At 59.7% G+C, this 13632-nt stretch carries 11 protein-coding genes; 3 read left to right on the top strand and 8 right to left on the bottom strand.

What is annotated here, in order from left to right:
* Position 1: 1 nt before the first annotated feature.
* The 6 genes from F4Y38_12660 to F4Y38_12635 form a co-directional block, all read right to left on the bottom strand.
* Positions 2-922 carry a patatin-like phospholipase family protein gene (locus F4Y38_12660; GenBank protein ID MXY50132.1) on the bottom strand — a complete coding sequence of 307 codons (921 nt, stop codon included), beginning with the start codon at positions 920-922 and terminating at the stop codon, positions 2-4.
* Between the two features lie 66 nt (positions 923-988).
* The gene (locus tag F4Y38_12655) at positions 989-1504 is read right to left on the bottom strand and encodes a hypothetical protein (protein ID MXY50131.1); all 516 of its coding nucleotides are present in this window, start codon (positions 1502-1504) and stop codon (positions 989-991) included.
* Between the two features lie 8 nt (positions 1505-1512).
* Entirely contained in the window at positions 1513-2745 is a 1233-nt protein-coding gene (locus tag F4Y38_12650) for an ImmA/IrrE family metallo-endopeptidase (protein ID MXY50130.1), read from the bottom strand.
* Positions 2746-2936: 191 nt separating this feature from the next.
* Positions 2937-3923, bottom strand: a complete 987-nt coding sequence (locus tag F4Y38_12645) for a mannonate dehydratase (GenBank protein MXY50129.1) — start codon at positions 3921-3923, stop codon at positions 2937-2939.
* A 13-nt stretch (positions 3924-3936) separates the two neighbouring features.
* A complete protein-coding gene (locus F4Y38_12640; GenBank protein MXY50128.1) occupies positions 3937-5067 on the bottom strand; it encodes an amidohydrolase in 1131 nt (376 codons plus the stop codon).
* 18 nt (positions 5068-5085) lie between these two features.
* Entirely contained in the window at positions 5086-6267 is a 1182-nt protein-coding gene (locus F4Y38_12635) for a molybdopterin-dependent oxidoreductase (GenBank protein ID MXY50127.1), read from the bottom strand.
* A 228-nt stretch (positions 6268-6495) separates the two neighbouring features.
* On the opposite strand from F4Y38_12635, the gene F4Y38_12630 reads away from it, so the two are divergent.
* From F4Y38_12630 to F4Y38_12620, 3 genes are all read left to right on the top strand, one after another.
* Positions 6496-7650 carry an exo-alpha-sialidase gene (locus tag F4Y38_12630; GenBank protein MXY50126.1) on the top strand — a complete coding sequence of 385 codons (1155 nt, stop codon included), beginning with the start codon at positions 6496-6498 and terminating at the stop codon, positions 7648-7650.
* A gap of 101 nt (positions 7651-7751) precedes the next feature.
* Positions 7752-7982, top strand: a complete 231-nt coding sequence (locus F4Y38_12625) for a prevent-host-death protein (protein ID MXY50125.1) — start codon at positions 7752-7754, stop codon at positions 7980-7982.
* Positions 7982-8362, top strand: a complete 381-nt coding sequence (locus F4Y38_12620) for a type II toxin-antitoxin system VapC family toxin (GenBank protein ID MXY50124.1) — start codon at positions 7982-7984, stop codon at positions 8360-8362. Before F4Y38_12625 ends, F4Y38_12620 begins: the two co-directional genes overlap by 1 nt.
* Before the next feature lie 28 nt (positions 8363-8390).
* Here F4Y38_12620 and F4Y38_12615 read toward each other — a convergent pair whose 3' ends face one another.
* Entirely contained in the window at positions 8391-8924 is a 534-nt protein-coding gene (locus F4Y38_12615; GenBank protein ID MXY50123.1) for a cupin domain-containing protein, read from the bottom strand.
* Positions 8921-13597 (bottom strand): FtsX-like permease family protein, encoded by a 4677-nt coding sequence (locus tag F4Y38_12610; GenBank protein MXY50122.1) that lies wholly within the window; start codon positions 13595-13597, stop codon positions 8921-8923. Before F4Y38_12610 ends, F4Y38_12615 begins: the two co-directional genes overlap by 4 nt.
* Positions 13598-13632 lie beyond the last annotated feature (35 nt).

Genomic DNA, 13632 nt, shown 5'->3' with positions numbered 1-13632 from the left:
TTTAACCTCCATCGGGAATTGTAAAAGCTTTTATTGCATCTACATTGTACGAGTAATCCATGTCAGCAAGAGACCGTAGGTTTTCCAAGTGCTCTGTATCGTCCAGGTTCCAGTCTCCTATCGATGGGTTAAGACGAAGATAGTTGTTACCAAGGACTAACTCGGCCATGTTCTTGGAAGCTTGAGACTGCAGGTCAAGGAAATACGTAACGAGTTTGACCCCACCCCATCCTGTAAGTAATCCCCAGTGCTTCTGTCTAGCGTATATGCTTTCGGTTTTCTGTCCTGTCCCTATGGATAGGATTTTGACATCTTTTACCTCCCTGTTGAATTTCGAAATAGCTTCGGAAAGCGATATGATCGAAGGATTGTTAGCCCAGAGACCGCCATCGACAACTAGATGACCATCGATATCTGTTGGATCGAAAAATGTTGGTGCGGAACACGAAGCTAGAATCACTTTGCTCAATAGCAAGTTCCCATCCATTACGTAAGGTTCTCCAAGTTGCTTTAAGTATCTTGACTTGAATACCCTCGCTTTGCCGGTACTCGTATCGGAACCAGTTATCATCAGCGGTGTTTCAATTTCGCCAAGAGTTATTGAAGGAAGTGAATCTGTAATAACTTCCCTAAGTTGCTCATTTCGGTACTTACTTTTTGTTAATCCACATCGATAAAAACGTTTCTTGAATACCCTTTTGGCCGATTTCTCAAAAAAACCAACGGTTTTTTCCATCTTTATACCTGTTGCAGCCGCACCCGCTACAATTGAACCGGTGCTTGATCCAGCTATAAGATGGAAACAGTCTCTGATACTACGTCCCAATGTCGTTTCAAGCTTGGAAAGAAGTTGCGCGGAATATACCCCTCTTGTACCGCCACCATCCAAAGCAAGAACGTAAAACTTTTTGCTATCGGGCATAATTTGTCATCTACCGAGTCAATGGTTTCTAATCAGACTGACTTCAAAAGGTAAACAGTTGACAATCTAAGAAGACTCCACGACGCCTGTGTTTGGGGGTCGGTCGGAACTCGTATTAAATGGTGCATTTAATGCTGTCTTGAGTCTGTTTTCATCCATCACGTTATTCTTAAGCAAAGTATCCATTAGATTCTTGGTGCTTAAAATGCGAAGATCTGGTTGCATCCTTCTGGCTTGACTTGAGGCACATCTACCATCTATCGCCAAGATTCGATTTCCTGTTACAGCAACCGCAATGGCAGCGCATTCACCAATACCCAACGTGTTTAGTTTACATAGATCACGGAACACCAACAGTTCGTCCTTGTTACTGACAGAGATCTGCTTTAAAATCCCGCGATCAACCAGATACTCAAATGACTTCAATTGATCGGGGAAACAGTTTGTTATCTCCACTAATACATGGTTTGTTATCAGCAGACGACCGTGGGCAAATCGGCTGAATATTGCTAAGCGATCTGTACGTAATAGACTGACTATCACTGTTGAATCCATTACGATCTTGGGCTTGTTTTTCACCATACACATTTTCAATTCCCACGCGCCTTCAATGCAAAGTCGATAAATTGCTGACCATCTATTTTTAGCAACTTACTTAGTTCTAGAAGTCGGCCTTGGGAGATACAATCTCTTCGGAAGGCCTCAATTGCAAGACCAGCCACTTCAAAGCGCAGTTCTCGATCAGATGGTTTTTTCAAATCCCTTCTTTCTACACTTTCGGAATCGCTTAACTCATTGAGAAACTCCTTACCTAGATCTTCTAATGCCATCTGACGGTCCATTTCCTGGTCAGATACTATCCTTAGACTTTTCATTCGATATAGTGCTGCCTGATAACTAACCCCAAAACGATGTGCTATTTTCGCCACGTCTTTATAGGTCACGCCACGCGAACTTGGTGACGTACGTATGACTCCTTCTAATGGCTCTCCACGGGCAGCATCGTATACGGTATGAACCCTTTGGTAAGGGAAATCCGTATCCAAGTCCTTTAGTTCTTCGTATACGCCTCCTGCAGGCATTAAAAAAGACGCGGCAAATGCGTTTGCTCGTACTTCCACCAGTTCGGACGAGTTTTCTCTACTGGAGACCGCTAGATTCCCATCCCTGTCCATAAGTGCATGGGCATATTCATGTGCATAGGAAAACTGTTTCCGACCTCGCGAATGATCTGAGTTAACGACAATCGCCAATCCAAATGAGCTATGATTAACAAAAAGTCCCGACATCTCTTGTGGCAGTTTTGCATCGGAAGCCCAGATTCCCTGCGACACAATTAGCTCCGTGATATTGTGAATCGGAGACTCACCTATGCCTAACCGACGCCTCTCTTCTGTAGCAGCCTTATTGCCCTGGGTAATAGCATCGCCTCTGGTTCGAGGGGGTTGAATATCATACACGGGTAGACCTGCACGGGATTCTATACCGAGGATCTTTTTCATGGCCAAGCCTTCTCGAAAGAGGTCTAGGCACTGACCAACTCGATTTCGAATTGCACGATTGCTTTTCAAATTAGGTGCAATTCGGTATAGCGAGATTAGTATATCTTCTTCCTCGGTAGTCTCCTGAAAAAAGTAGCTTATCGGTCGTCTAAAACACTCAGCGAGTTTTGACAGTTCCAGTGTCGAAACTGACCGGTTACCGGACTCCATCTGAGTAATTGCCGTTCTTGTCACACCAATGGCTTTCGCTGTCGCCTGTTGACTGAGCCCCCTGAACTCCCGCGCATAACGCAGTCTTTGTCCGAGCTCTCTGAGATCCATTACTCACCTCCCTCGCAGTGGTGGATCGGTTGGCGATACGTAATAGAACATATACAAAAATCGAACATGATTGTCAATAATATTCGATATATTGTTTGAAATTAAAACATACGTGGCAACGTATTTCGACAAGCTATTGCCGGTCAAATACCGATTAGATGGTTGAGTATATTCTGAAGAACCGGGTGGCCCTACCCCTTGTCCATCACGGCCTGGATCATGGCCCGGATGTAGCCGAACTCGTAGGCGAAGGCCTGCCGGTAGCTGTCCGGATCCTTGTGTCCCGGCGCGTGGTCCGGCACGCACATGTGATCGTAGCCGACCTCCTTGAGCGCCTGCATGTTGCGGTGCATGTTCATCACGCCTTCGTCCGGCCAGACCTCCTGGAACTTGTTGCGCCCGCCCACGATGTTGCGGAAGTGGCAGAGGAAGATCTTCTTGCGCGATCCGAGGTAACGGATGATGTCCGGCACCTCGTTGAGGGGATCGAGAGAACTCTCCGCCATGCAGCCCAGGCAGAGGTTGACGCCGTGATAGGGGCTGGGGCAGATCTCGATGAACTGCATGAAACCATCGAAGCCACCCAGCACACGGTCCACGCACCGGTACCCGGGCGGCAGCCACGGGTCGCAGGGATGGCAGGCCATGCGGACCTTGCACTCCGTCGCCACGGGGATCACCCGCTCCAGGAAGTAGGTGATGCGGGCCCAGTTCATCTCGGCGGTCACGGGCTCGTCGTACCTGGCCGGCCGGTCCTTCGCCTTCTCCAGGTGCCAGGTGCTGTAGATCGACCCCCCGCGGCCGGGCGGATCGCTCTCGGTGCGCTGGTTCTCCATCTCGCACAGGTAGTATTTGATCGCGGGGATACCCGCTTCCGCGGCCTGGCGCACCATGTTGCAGACCAGCTCGATTTCCTTGTCGCCCTCTTCGTAGTTGCCCAGCATGTAGTTGGGCACCTGGCCGCCGTCCACGTTGAACTGGGCGATGGGAAGCGCCACCATCTCCATGTCGATCCCGAACCGGGCGCACTTCTCCTTCTTCGCCGCCAGTTCCTCCACGTCCCAACCGTATTCGCGGTGAAAGGTGATGTTGTTCTCGTTCTTGTTGAAAACGCCGTGACGGGCGAGATACTCGAGGTCTTCGTCCGCCGTGCTGAACTGCTGGGTGCCGACGTGCATGGAATCCTCCGTGTTATGTAAACTTGCGGGTGCTGGCGATGCCCAGTATGCGCGCGGCGGTACCGCCCATGATCGCGGTCAGGTCCGCCTCGCTTAGGAAATCCGCGTACTTCTCGATCCAGTCCCGGGACTGGCGGTAAGTGCAGAACCGGTTCTGGAAGGGCATGTCCGTGCCCCACAGCAACCGGTCCGACCCGATCCGGCCGACCATCTCCTCCAGCGCGGCCCAGACCTCGCGATAGGGATAGTCGAACAGATCGCCGATCCGCACGGGAAAGCAAACTTCCAGGCTGAGGTTGGGGTTTTCGAAGGGTCTCCACAGGCCGTCCGGCAGAACCAGGCGGTCGCCGTCTATGAACATGCGCCAGGGGAAACCGTGAGTGATGCTGCAGACCGTGTCCGGGTACCGGTCCATCCAGTCCATGAGCACGGCGAGTTCGCCTAAGTACCCCTGCGTGAGGTCGGCATGGTAGCCGAGGACGGGTCCGGCACCGAGGGTGAAGAAAACCGGGACGTTCAACGCGGTCACGGCGTCCCAGAACGGCTGGTAGGCGCCGTGGCTCCACGGCTTCCCGCTCCCGCGGTAGGCCAGCGAGGCATTGAACTTGACGGCGTGCAGCCCGTGATCCCGCACGGCCCGTTCGATCTCTTCGATCACCCGGTCCGTTTTCGCGGCGATGCGCCACTCGTCCACGGGTGCCATGGAGTACAGGCGGTCCGGGGCGGCTTCGACACACGCGGCCTGAAAGGCGCTGTCGCGGCACAGCATGGGATTGGTATGAAGCAGGGCGGCGTCCACGCCCGCGTAGTCCATCTCGGCGATCAGGTCGCCAGGCGTGTATTCGAGATTGCGCAGGTGGGGCGGGTAGAACTGCTTGGTGTAGTCTTCGCCGTCGATCGTCCACACCACGCGGCCGTGGGTACGATCGACGCGGAAATCCACGTCGGGGAGCGTGGACCAGTCGCCGGGCGCCGCCGGCGCGATCGCCTCCGACGAAGCGGGGACCCGGTCCCGGACCCGCCAGGCCGGCTGGTGATGGACCGCGTGTTCGGCCTGCATCCACTGTAGGTGGTCCCGGGCATCGCCATACCCGGCTTTCGCGTCACCCGGCGGAAAGCAGTACGCGTGGGAATCGATGATCATGGATCGGGAAACGGTTCCCTAGCTTTCGAAGGTCCGTATCGTACGGGTTACCTGTCCGTTGCTCTCCCAGTAGGTCTTCTTGCCGGCCAGGTAGGGGTCGTCCGGCGCCGGCTGCACCGTGCCGGCCGTCGTTACGCCCCGCGACGTGATCGTATGCTCGCCGGGAGATGGGCGGTCCCAGTCCAGGCGCCAGAACTTCCAGGCGTACTCGGCGTCCTCTCCCTCGATGATCTCCGCCGTCTGCCACGGACCGTCGTCGATGCGCACCTGCACCGCCCTGAGCGGTTCGCCCCAGACCGCGCCGTAGATCCGGTGCAGGGGACCAACCCGGGTGACCCGCGCCGTGACGGAGTTGATGCGGCCTCTGCCCACGGACTCCTGGCGCCACACGGTCTCTCCGTTGTGAGTCTCCTCGCGGATCGTGACGTAATCCCGCGAGATGAAGCGGCCCATGTACCGGGTGGTGCGCACTTCGATGCGTTTCAGCCACTTCACCTGGGTAATCCCGTACCAGCCGGGTACGATAAGGCGCAGGGGGTAGCCGTGCTTCGGCGGCAGCGTCTGGCCGTTCACCTCGTAGCACAGCAGGATGTCCGGGTCCATGGCCTGCGCCATGGTGAGCGAACGGGCGAAGTTCTGCTTCATGGTCAGCGGCTCGCTGCGGCGGGGCGTGATGACCTCCTCCCCTTCGTCATGCCCGAAGAAAACCACCTCCATGCCATTATCCCACATCCCCGCCCGCTCCAGGATCGGCGCCAGCGGCGTGCCGGTCCACCGGGCGTTGTACACCCCGCCTCGGAAGACGGGAACGCCCCGGTTGCCCGAGCATTCGAGGGTGAAGTCGAGGTCCCTGCGCGGCATGGATTTGATCTCCTCCAGGCTCAGGTTGAGCCTCTGTCTCACCGCGCCCGTGATTTCGAGACTGTAGGTATCACCGTCGACAGTCGGTTCAGGATAGTGGCTGGCCGAGAAAAACTGTTCCACGGGTGTAATCCACGACTCCAGGCCATTCCAGTCCAGCAGCACGAAATCGGGGCTTCGGGGCGGCCCGAATTCGTCGATCCAGTTTACAGGCGTTTCGTCCCGCGCCAGTTGGTCCAACTGGGCCAGCACGTGGGAAGGCAGCAGCGTCATGCCGGCTGTCGCGATTCCTCCCTTGATCAGCACGTCTCTGCGGGACAGGTGAGTTCTACCAGCCATGTGCGTATCCTCCCGGCTTACCCGGTTCAGTTGCTTTAATTCGGACTATTCAGAAAGATTGCGATGGGGATTTCGGTGATCGGTTCTATGATACATAAGGTGGGCGGAACAGATCAAGGGCTATGTTCAGATCAATGGCTATGTTGACAAGGCCATTCCTTCCCGGTAAAATCGATATTCAATCCCACAGACCGACTGTCCATCTCATCCTCCCGGAGCTCTTGAAAAATGAACCAACAGCTCGCCGACGACTACCTCGTTTTGGCCTCATCGCCCGATCCGGAGAACGTGTACGCCGGTTCGCCCTCGATCGCCCGGATGCGCTCGGGACGCCTGCTCGCCAGTTACGAGTGGTTTCGCCCCAGCCCGCTCAAGGAACGCGTGCCGGATCAGACCGAAGTGCTGATCAGCGACGACGACGGCGCCACGTGGACCCTCGCGGCTAACCTGGACTTCATCTGGGCAACCATCTGGTCTTACGAAGACGATGCCTACCTCATCGGCAACCGGCGGAGGAGCCGGGATATCGTCATCGGCCGATCCCGAGACGGTGGCCTCACCTGGGAAGGACCGGTCACGCTCTTCGAGGGCAGGCACCACTGTGCGCCCACGCCGGTGCTAATCCACAACGGCTACGCCTACCGGGCCTTCGAGACCTGCGACGCGCCGAGCCGCTTCGACTGGAAGTCGCTGGTGGTGGCCGGCGACCTGTCGCGCGATCTGCTCGATCCGGCGGCCTGGCGCATATCCAACCACGTCCGGTTCCCGGGCATCCCGGACGTGCTTTCTCAACGAAGGTATCCGGAGAGCGGGGAGGACAAGGTGCCGGCCGACAGCTTCCTGGAAGGCAACATCGTACGGGTGGACGGCGAGATCCGGATGATCATGCGCACGATCGTCGACGGCCACACGACGTCGAGCCTGGCCTCCATCGGCCGAGTCGAGGACGACGGCGAGACCCTGGACTACCGGTTCGTCCAGTTCCACCCCATGCCGGGCGCCCAGTGCAAATTCCAGATCGTCCACGACGAGAAAGATGGCCTGTACTGGACGACCGTGACCCTGTCCACCAACCCGTGGCAGGACCGGGAACCCCTTCGCCGCATCGGTTTCAGCGGTCCCCCGGGCAACGAGCGGCGCATCCTGATGCTCATGTACAGCGTGGACGCGCTCAACTGGTTCCAGGCCGGCTGCGTGGCCATGAGCAGGAGCATGGTGGAGTCCTTCAGCTACGCCTCGCAGGTTATCTCCGGAGACGATCTCCTGGTCGTCGCCCGCACCGCCCGGGGCGGCAAGAACCAGCACGACACCAACCTGATCACCCTCCACCGGGTGAAGGACTTCCGCGATCTGGCCCTGGATCTGCGGCCCGTGGACGTGTAGTCCTAAGATTCTCCTCTAATTAAGGTTGACGAATATCGAAACAGACCTTACTATATGACCATAGACATGACCATAGTCATTTTATATCACCCGAGGACCACATGCCGACCATCTCAAAAAGCAAGCTCAAGGCCAACATGCTCCAGGTCTTCAGGGAAATCGAGGAATCGGGTGAGGAGCTGATCGTGACGCACTACCGGCGTCCGGTGCTGCGCATTCGGCCCATTGGAACAAAGCAACCGGTTGACAGGGTGTTCGAGAAACTACGCGGGAAAGTCGTCTACCACGAGGACATCAACACGCCCACCACCGACGAATGGGATGAAGCGTAATGGTCGTACTGGATACGTCCTCACTGATATTCTGGACGCTGGATCCGGGCCGCCTGTCCAAAACCGCCGAACAGGCCATCTCACAGGCCGACCGCGTAGGCGTCAGTTCGATATCGATTTGGGAGATCGGGATCAAAGTGGAGCGGGGCGGGCTTGTACTGCCACTTTCCGGCGGGGAATACCTGGAAAACCTGGAGCAAACCAGTCGGGTGGAAATACTGCCCGTGGATCTGAGTACCTGGATCAGGAATCTGCAACTGGATTGGAATCACCGGGATCCTGTCGACCGGACGATCGTAGCCACGGCTTCTCTGCACAACTCCCCGCTGGTGACTTCGGACAACGTGCTCCGCAGTTTTTACGAGAAGGCTGTCTGGTAGGACCGCCCACCTGGCACCGCAGACCCTGTCACCCCGGCGGCGGCGCCACGTGTTCCAGCCCAAACTCTTCCCGCAGGCAGGCCATCTCCCCTTTCAACTCCTCAGGATCGGACGTATCGACGGGAATGCGCCGCAACAACCGGTCGGAAGCCTCGAAGAACCGATCCAGTCCCGCGGGCGTGCAGATCAGCATGATTCGGGCGGGATCATCACCGTCGTTCCAGAACGAATGGGGTTTCCATCCGGGAACCGTTACCATCTCTCCGGCTTCGAGCACGAAGGCGCTTTCGTGGAGGAACTGGAAGGTCAAGGCGCCCTTGACGACCAGGAACATCTCGATGAAGGCGTGCCGGGTGAATACGGGCGGCGGGCTGTGGGGCGGTTCGACGGCCTCGATGACCGTGACGCGATCCTCCGTGGCGGATCCCGGGGTCATGACCCGTACGTTCTGGTCCATGAGCGTCCTGAGCCAGGGGCCTCCGGGGCCAGCGGGGCCTCCGGTGCCTCCGGGATTTCCGGAACTACTAGGACCACCGGGGCTTCCGTTGCCGTCGCCTTTCATGATACCTGTCCCGCGTCTCCCACGACAGCTTCTCCCGTCGTTGCCGCGATCATCTCTCGCCCCTCGTCCGCGTAGACCGTCTTGACCTCCTGGTCCACGGTGCGCCATACCAGGAACTGCTTGCGCAGCACATTCAGGAAACGCCGGTTGAGCCGTTGCCATGAATCCACGTCGCCGCTCAGACGGTAGATGTGCACCCACACCGCGTACAGATCGTGTTCTTCCTCGGCGGGGGTCGCGTGGAGGGACACGCGTTGGCTGACCCCCGTGTCGTAAGGCGCCAGCCAGGTCTTCATGCTGATTTCGTAGGTGGACGTGTCCGGACCGGCATCGGACACCCGCATCTCACCCGGACCGGCGCTGGCCGTCCGGCCGCCCGATCGCCCTGCTGCCGGAGCAGATCCGTTCGTCCCAATCAGCGCCACCTCGTCCGTCATGAAGCTGCCCAGGGTGCTCTCGCCGTACGACTCGAAGAACCGCGTCAGGTAGGCGCAGAGGCCGAGTGTCTCCTTCCGGCTGATGGTGAAGGGGAACTCGAAACGCCAGTCGTCTCCCTCGGGATCGGGGAAGGACCACTGCCGGTTGACGTCCGGGACGGCCATCTGGGAGGCCTGCCGCGCTGGATAGATCGTCGACAGCATGACCACTGCCATGACCATGGCCGTGGAGGCCACGGCGGAGAGAGACGAGTAGTTCAGCGTGAGTCCCGCGAGCAACTGGTATTCCGTGATGCCCAGGGCCACGGTCTGGCCGATGAGGTAGCCGGACATGCCCCCTATGACGGCGTACATGGCCGCCTCGGCCATGAAGAGCGCGCCGATATGGGCCGGCGCCAGGCCCACGGCGCTGTATACCCCGATCTCGCTGAAGCGCTCGTAGACGGCGTTCATCATGGTGTTCAGGATGATGAGGGCGGCGACGACCATGGGGATGAACAGGTTGCCCAGGCCGGACAGGGAACTCAGCGACATGGCGCTGTGCACCGCGACCTCGCCGCCGACTGAGGCCACCACGGGGATCCCCAGGCGCTGCATGAAGCGGTCAAGGCGGGCTTCGGCCGCATCCTCCGTCGGGAACCGGACCGCCACGGACCTCAGGGTTCCGCCCAGGTCGTTCACATAGGCCTGCGGCGCGAGGATCAGGTTCGCCGCGGGGAGGTGTTCGAACCGGACCATCTCCACCGGTTCTTCCTCGTAGTCCATCAGGGCGATTTCCGTGAGCAGATCGCGTCCGGTCGCCGTGTAGTCGACGGGAGTGAGCGGTTCGCCGTCCAGGTCGGTGATCTGGTCCATCACGGCTGAATCGAATATGCCGATGACCGTAAAGGGCTTGCCGAAAATGCGGATCTCCCGCGGGCCGCCGGACCCTTCAGCCCTCACCGGGCCGCCGTTACCGTCCGTCGTTGCCGGGCCGTCGGCCCCTTCCGCCATCCCCAGCAGCCGCGCCATTTCGGTGGGAATGATGCACACGTCGCGCTCGTCGCCTTCGAACCACCGGCCCGATATCAGGGCCCGGTCCAGCCCGCTGACTATCCGTTCGTCCGGCATCACGCCCAGGATGCCCGAGGCGTAGGTGGAATGGATGGCCCCATTGGCCCCGGCATGCTCCGCCTTGATGTAGGTTTTCACCCCGGGCGAAGCGCCGGCGTACCAGGACCTCGGCACGATGGTGATGCCCCGGTCCTCGGCCTCGGTCGACCCGAACTCGGAACGCACGTACTGGTGCGTCTGCTTCTGGAGCGGCGCCCAGTTGGGGTTCCGTACGAGGAAACCCGTGTAGGCGGCCTCCGTGTCGGTGCTCACCTTCTGGATCCGGAGAAAGGTCTGCACGGAAGTGAAGGAAAGCACGGTGAAGACCAGCAGGACCAGCGTGGCGCAGGTCAAAAGCGTCCGGGCCTTGCGCTTGCGCATGTTGCCGATGCCTAGGGCGAAGGCCGTGCCCAGGGCGCTCGAGCGCCGCACGTCGGTGGTCTGGACGCTGTGGGCATGCTGCCGGACCTCCCTCATGGTCTGGCTGAACCGCTGGGATATGAGCCAGATGACCACGGCGGCGAGTACGAAGGTCATGAAGGCGAGGAGGACGATGTCGGGCGCCGTGGTGATCTGGAAGGCCGGGTGGGTGAAGCGCAGCACCCCGTACGCCGCGAGGAAGATGCCGGCCGTGGCGCCGATCCGCTTATAGATATTGGCGAAGCCGAAGAGCAGCCGCTCGAGGGCGTAGGCGAAGGGGATCACCAGTACCATGTAGAAGAGCACGCCCTCCACGACGTCGTTGGCGGTTCCCGTCGCGTCGGGGTAGGCCCTGGACTCGTATCCCCACGCGGCCCGGGCGTACTTGATGAACCGGTCCCACTGCAGGGCCTGCCGGGCCGCTTCGGCCAGGTCCAGCAGGCGGCCCGACTCGCGGTGGAAATCGTCCAGCCGGGTGTTGTTCACGCCGACGGATCTGAGCGCGCCGATCCGCGCCTCGTCCAGGTGCCACATGTCGCGCGCCACCTGGTAGGAAGTCAGCGGGATGGCGCCGACCCCCGACTCGAAGCCGACCCCCTCCGGGTTTGCTTCGTCGGCATTGGTCAGGATCAGGCGGCGGCCGAACAGGCCGGTGGACATGGTGACCTTGAACCGGCTATCGGGCGGCGTGAAGACGACGGCCGTGTCCTCCTCGTAGGAGAAACCCGTGGTCCAGCCGGCTTCCTGGAAGGTCATGCCCCATTCCAGGGGCGGATTGCCCGATTCGTCCAGCACCACCGCCTCGTTGAGCCGGGTCAGGAACCGGGGGTCCACCAGGTCGTAGAGGTTGGTCGCGTCGGACCGGAAGACCACCGTGGGTTTCTCCTTGTCCACCCAGTCCATCGTGATCTCGAGCGGGTAGGCGCCTTCGCCGTAGGGACCCCGGTCCGGCGCGTAGATGATTTCCCCCGTCTCGGGGTCCATGACGAAACCTTCCGTCGGGTAGGTCCGGCCCGCCTCCAGCGCGGTGCTCTCGGCCACGCCGGTGCTGTCGGCCACGACGAAGATCTCGTTCTTCACCCCGCTGATGGTCTTGTTGTAGCGGCGGAAGCGGACCACGGCCCCCGGCTTGGGCTTGCTCGGGATGTAGTCTTCCCGGGGATCGAATTCGACCACCCGGATGCGGCCCCGCACGAACCGGTCTTCGAGTTGCATCTTGAAATCCGGAAAGAGCATGGCGTCGTTGACGGCCCTGCCGAACAGTTCCGAAAGCAGCAAGGTCTGAGTGTATACGTTGCGGATGTTCACCCGGTCGATTTCGTCGAGGGGGGTGTCCACGTACTCCCGCACGTCGAACACGGTGGCGAAGGTAAGGGCGGGAAACCCCGTCCAGAAGACCAGTTCCGCGTCGAGGGCGATGTTGCCCGCGGGGAAGAACTCCGTGCTCAGGATGCCTTGGGACGGCGTGATGACGTTCATCAACGCGTCGTTTGGGAAAAAGCCGCGCCGGATCACTTCGTCCGCGTACCCCATGAAGGTACGGCCGAAGGGCGTGAAGAACCTTTGTTTCTCGAAGGAGTTCCCGGCGAAGAGGATGCCTGCGTAGGCGACCCCGATCTGGTCCCGGGCGCTGGAGAGATCGATGCCGGCGAAGAGCTTCATGTCGATCGGTTCGTCGAGCTTCTCCGCGAAATAGGACGTCTTGCGCGTATGGCGGTTCGTGAAGTCGTCCACGCCGCTCAGGGAAAGGAAATGCCCCGAGGTCGCCAGGAAATACACGGTGCGGGCCGGCGGGTGGGCGGCGAAGTACCGGGCGATCTCCAGGAGCGCGGCCGCGCCCGAGGCCTGGTTCGCGCCCGGAGACACCGCCGGCACGGGCGACATGGAGTCGTAGTAGGACTCGAGTACGATGACTTCGTCCTTGAGCATCGGGTGGGTGCCCGTGATCTTGCCCAGCACGTTGTAAGCGGGAAGGCGTTTCCACGTCATGCGGCCCTTTGCCCGGACGGTCAGGGGGCCGTTTTCTTCAAGGTATGCGACGAGGGGCCGGGCCTGTTCCTTCGCCATCCAGAACCGGGGGAAGTCCACCGGGACCTGGAGATACTTCTCCTCGCCGTCCACCCGCGTGGTGTTGTCGGGTTCCACGAAGATCACGGCGCCGGCGCCGAGCTGGGCGGCCCGCTGCCAGTTGACGCCGGAATTGAAATCCATCAGGAAGACGGCGCCGGTGGGATCGATGTCGTTGAAATCCTCCCATTCGCCGTTGCCCACGTAGTATAGCTTACCGGTGATCCCGCCTGGCGGCGTCGTAGAGGTGCGGACCAGATTGGGCCACACGGCGTGTATGGGTATCGTCCGGGATTCCAGGGCCGCGTCGTCGAGGAGGGCCAGTTCGCCGCCCTCGTCATGGGGGACGGAGGCAACGAACTCCTCCAGCTCCACGTCCTCCAGCCCCATCTCCCGCATGCGGCCGACCAGGTAGTGGGCCGCTTCGGTGGCGCCCGGGTAGCCAGCCACCCGCGAGCCGAAGGACACCAGGTCGGTGATGGTCTGCCGGATCCGCACCGAGTCGACCACGGCGGCCACCTGGCCGTCGCCGATGGGTTCGGCCAGGTATGCCACGCGCTCGCGGACGCCCGACGTCTGGCACGCGGAGACCGCGAATATTGCGAGCGGCAGGACCAGGCCGGCAAGAGGGCCGAAAAGGGTTCGTTTAAGGTGCAAGGCGTCTTTCCGCTGGTTGGGTGGGACGGAACAAC

The organism is Gemmatimonadota bacterium (assembly GCA_009838645.1).
Lineage (GTDB): Bacteria > JAAXHH01 > JAAXHH01 > JAAXHH01 > JAAXHH01 > JAAXHH01.
Note: the sequence above shows the minus strand (reverse complement) of the source record. Positions and strands in the feature narration are given on the sequence as shown.

Coding starts and splice junctions, on each gene's coding strand:
- F4Y38_12630 (MXY50126.1), top strand. CDS start 6,496: ATGAACCAACAGCTCGCCGACGACTACCTCGTTTTGGCCTCATCGCCC.
- F4Y38_12640 (MXY50128.1), bottom strand. CDS start 5,067: ATGATCATCGATTCCCACGCGTACTGCTTTCCGCCGGGTGACGCGAAA.
- F4Y38_12655 (MXY50131.1), bottom strand. CDS start 1,504: ATGGTGAAAAACAAGCCCAAGATCGTAATGGATTCAACAGTGATAGTC.
- F4Y38_12645 (MXY50129.1), bottom strand. CDS start 3,923: ATGCACGTCGGCACCCAGCAGTTCAGCACGGCGGACGAAGACCTCGAG.
- F4Y38_12650 (MXY50130.1), bottom strand. CDS start 2,745: ATGGATCTCAGAGAGCTCGGACAAAGACTGCGTTATGCGCGGGAGTTC.
- F4Y38_12635 (MXY50127.1), bottom strand. CDS start 6,267: ATGGCTGGTAGAACTCACCTGTCCCGCAGAGACGTGCTGATCAAGGGA.
- F4Y38_12625 (MXY50125.1), top strand. CDS start 7,752: ATGCCGACCATCTCAAAAAGCAAGCTCAAGGCCAACATGCTCCAGGTC.
- F4Y38_12620 (MXY50124.1), top strand. CDS start 7,982: ATGGTCGTACTGGATACGTCCTCACTGATATTCTGGACGCTGGATCCG.
- F4Y38_12660 (MXY50132.1), bottom strand. CDS start 922: ATGCCCGATAGCAAAAAGTTTTACGTTCTTGCTTTGGATGGTGGCGGT.
- F4Y38_12615 (MXY50123.1), bottom strand. CDS start 8,924: ATGAAAGGCGACGGCAACGGAAGCCCCGGTGGTCCTAGTAGTTCCGGA.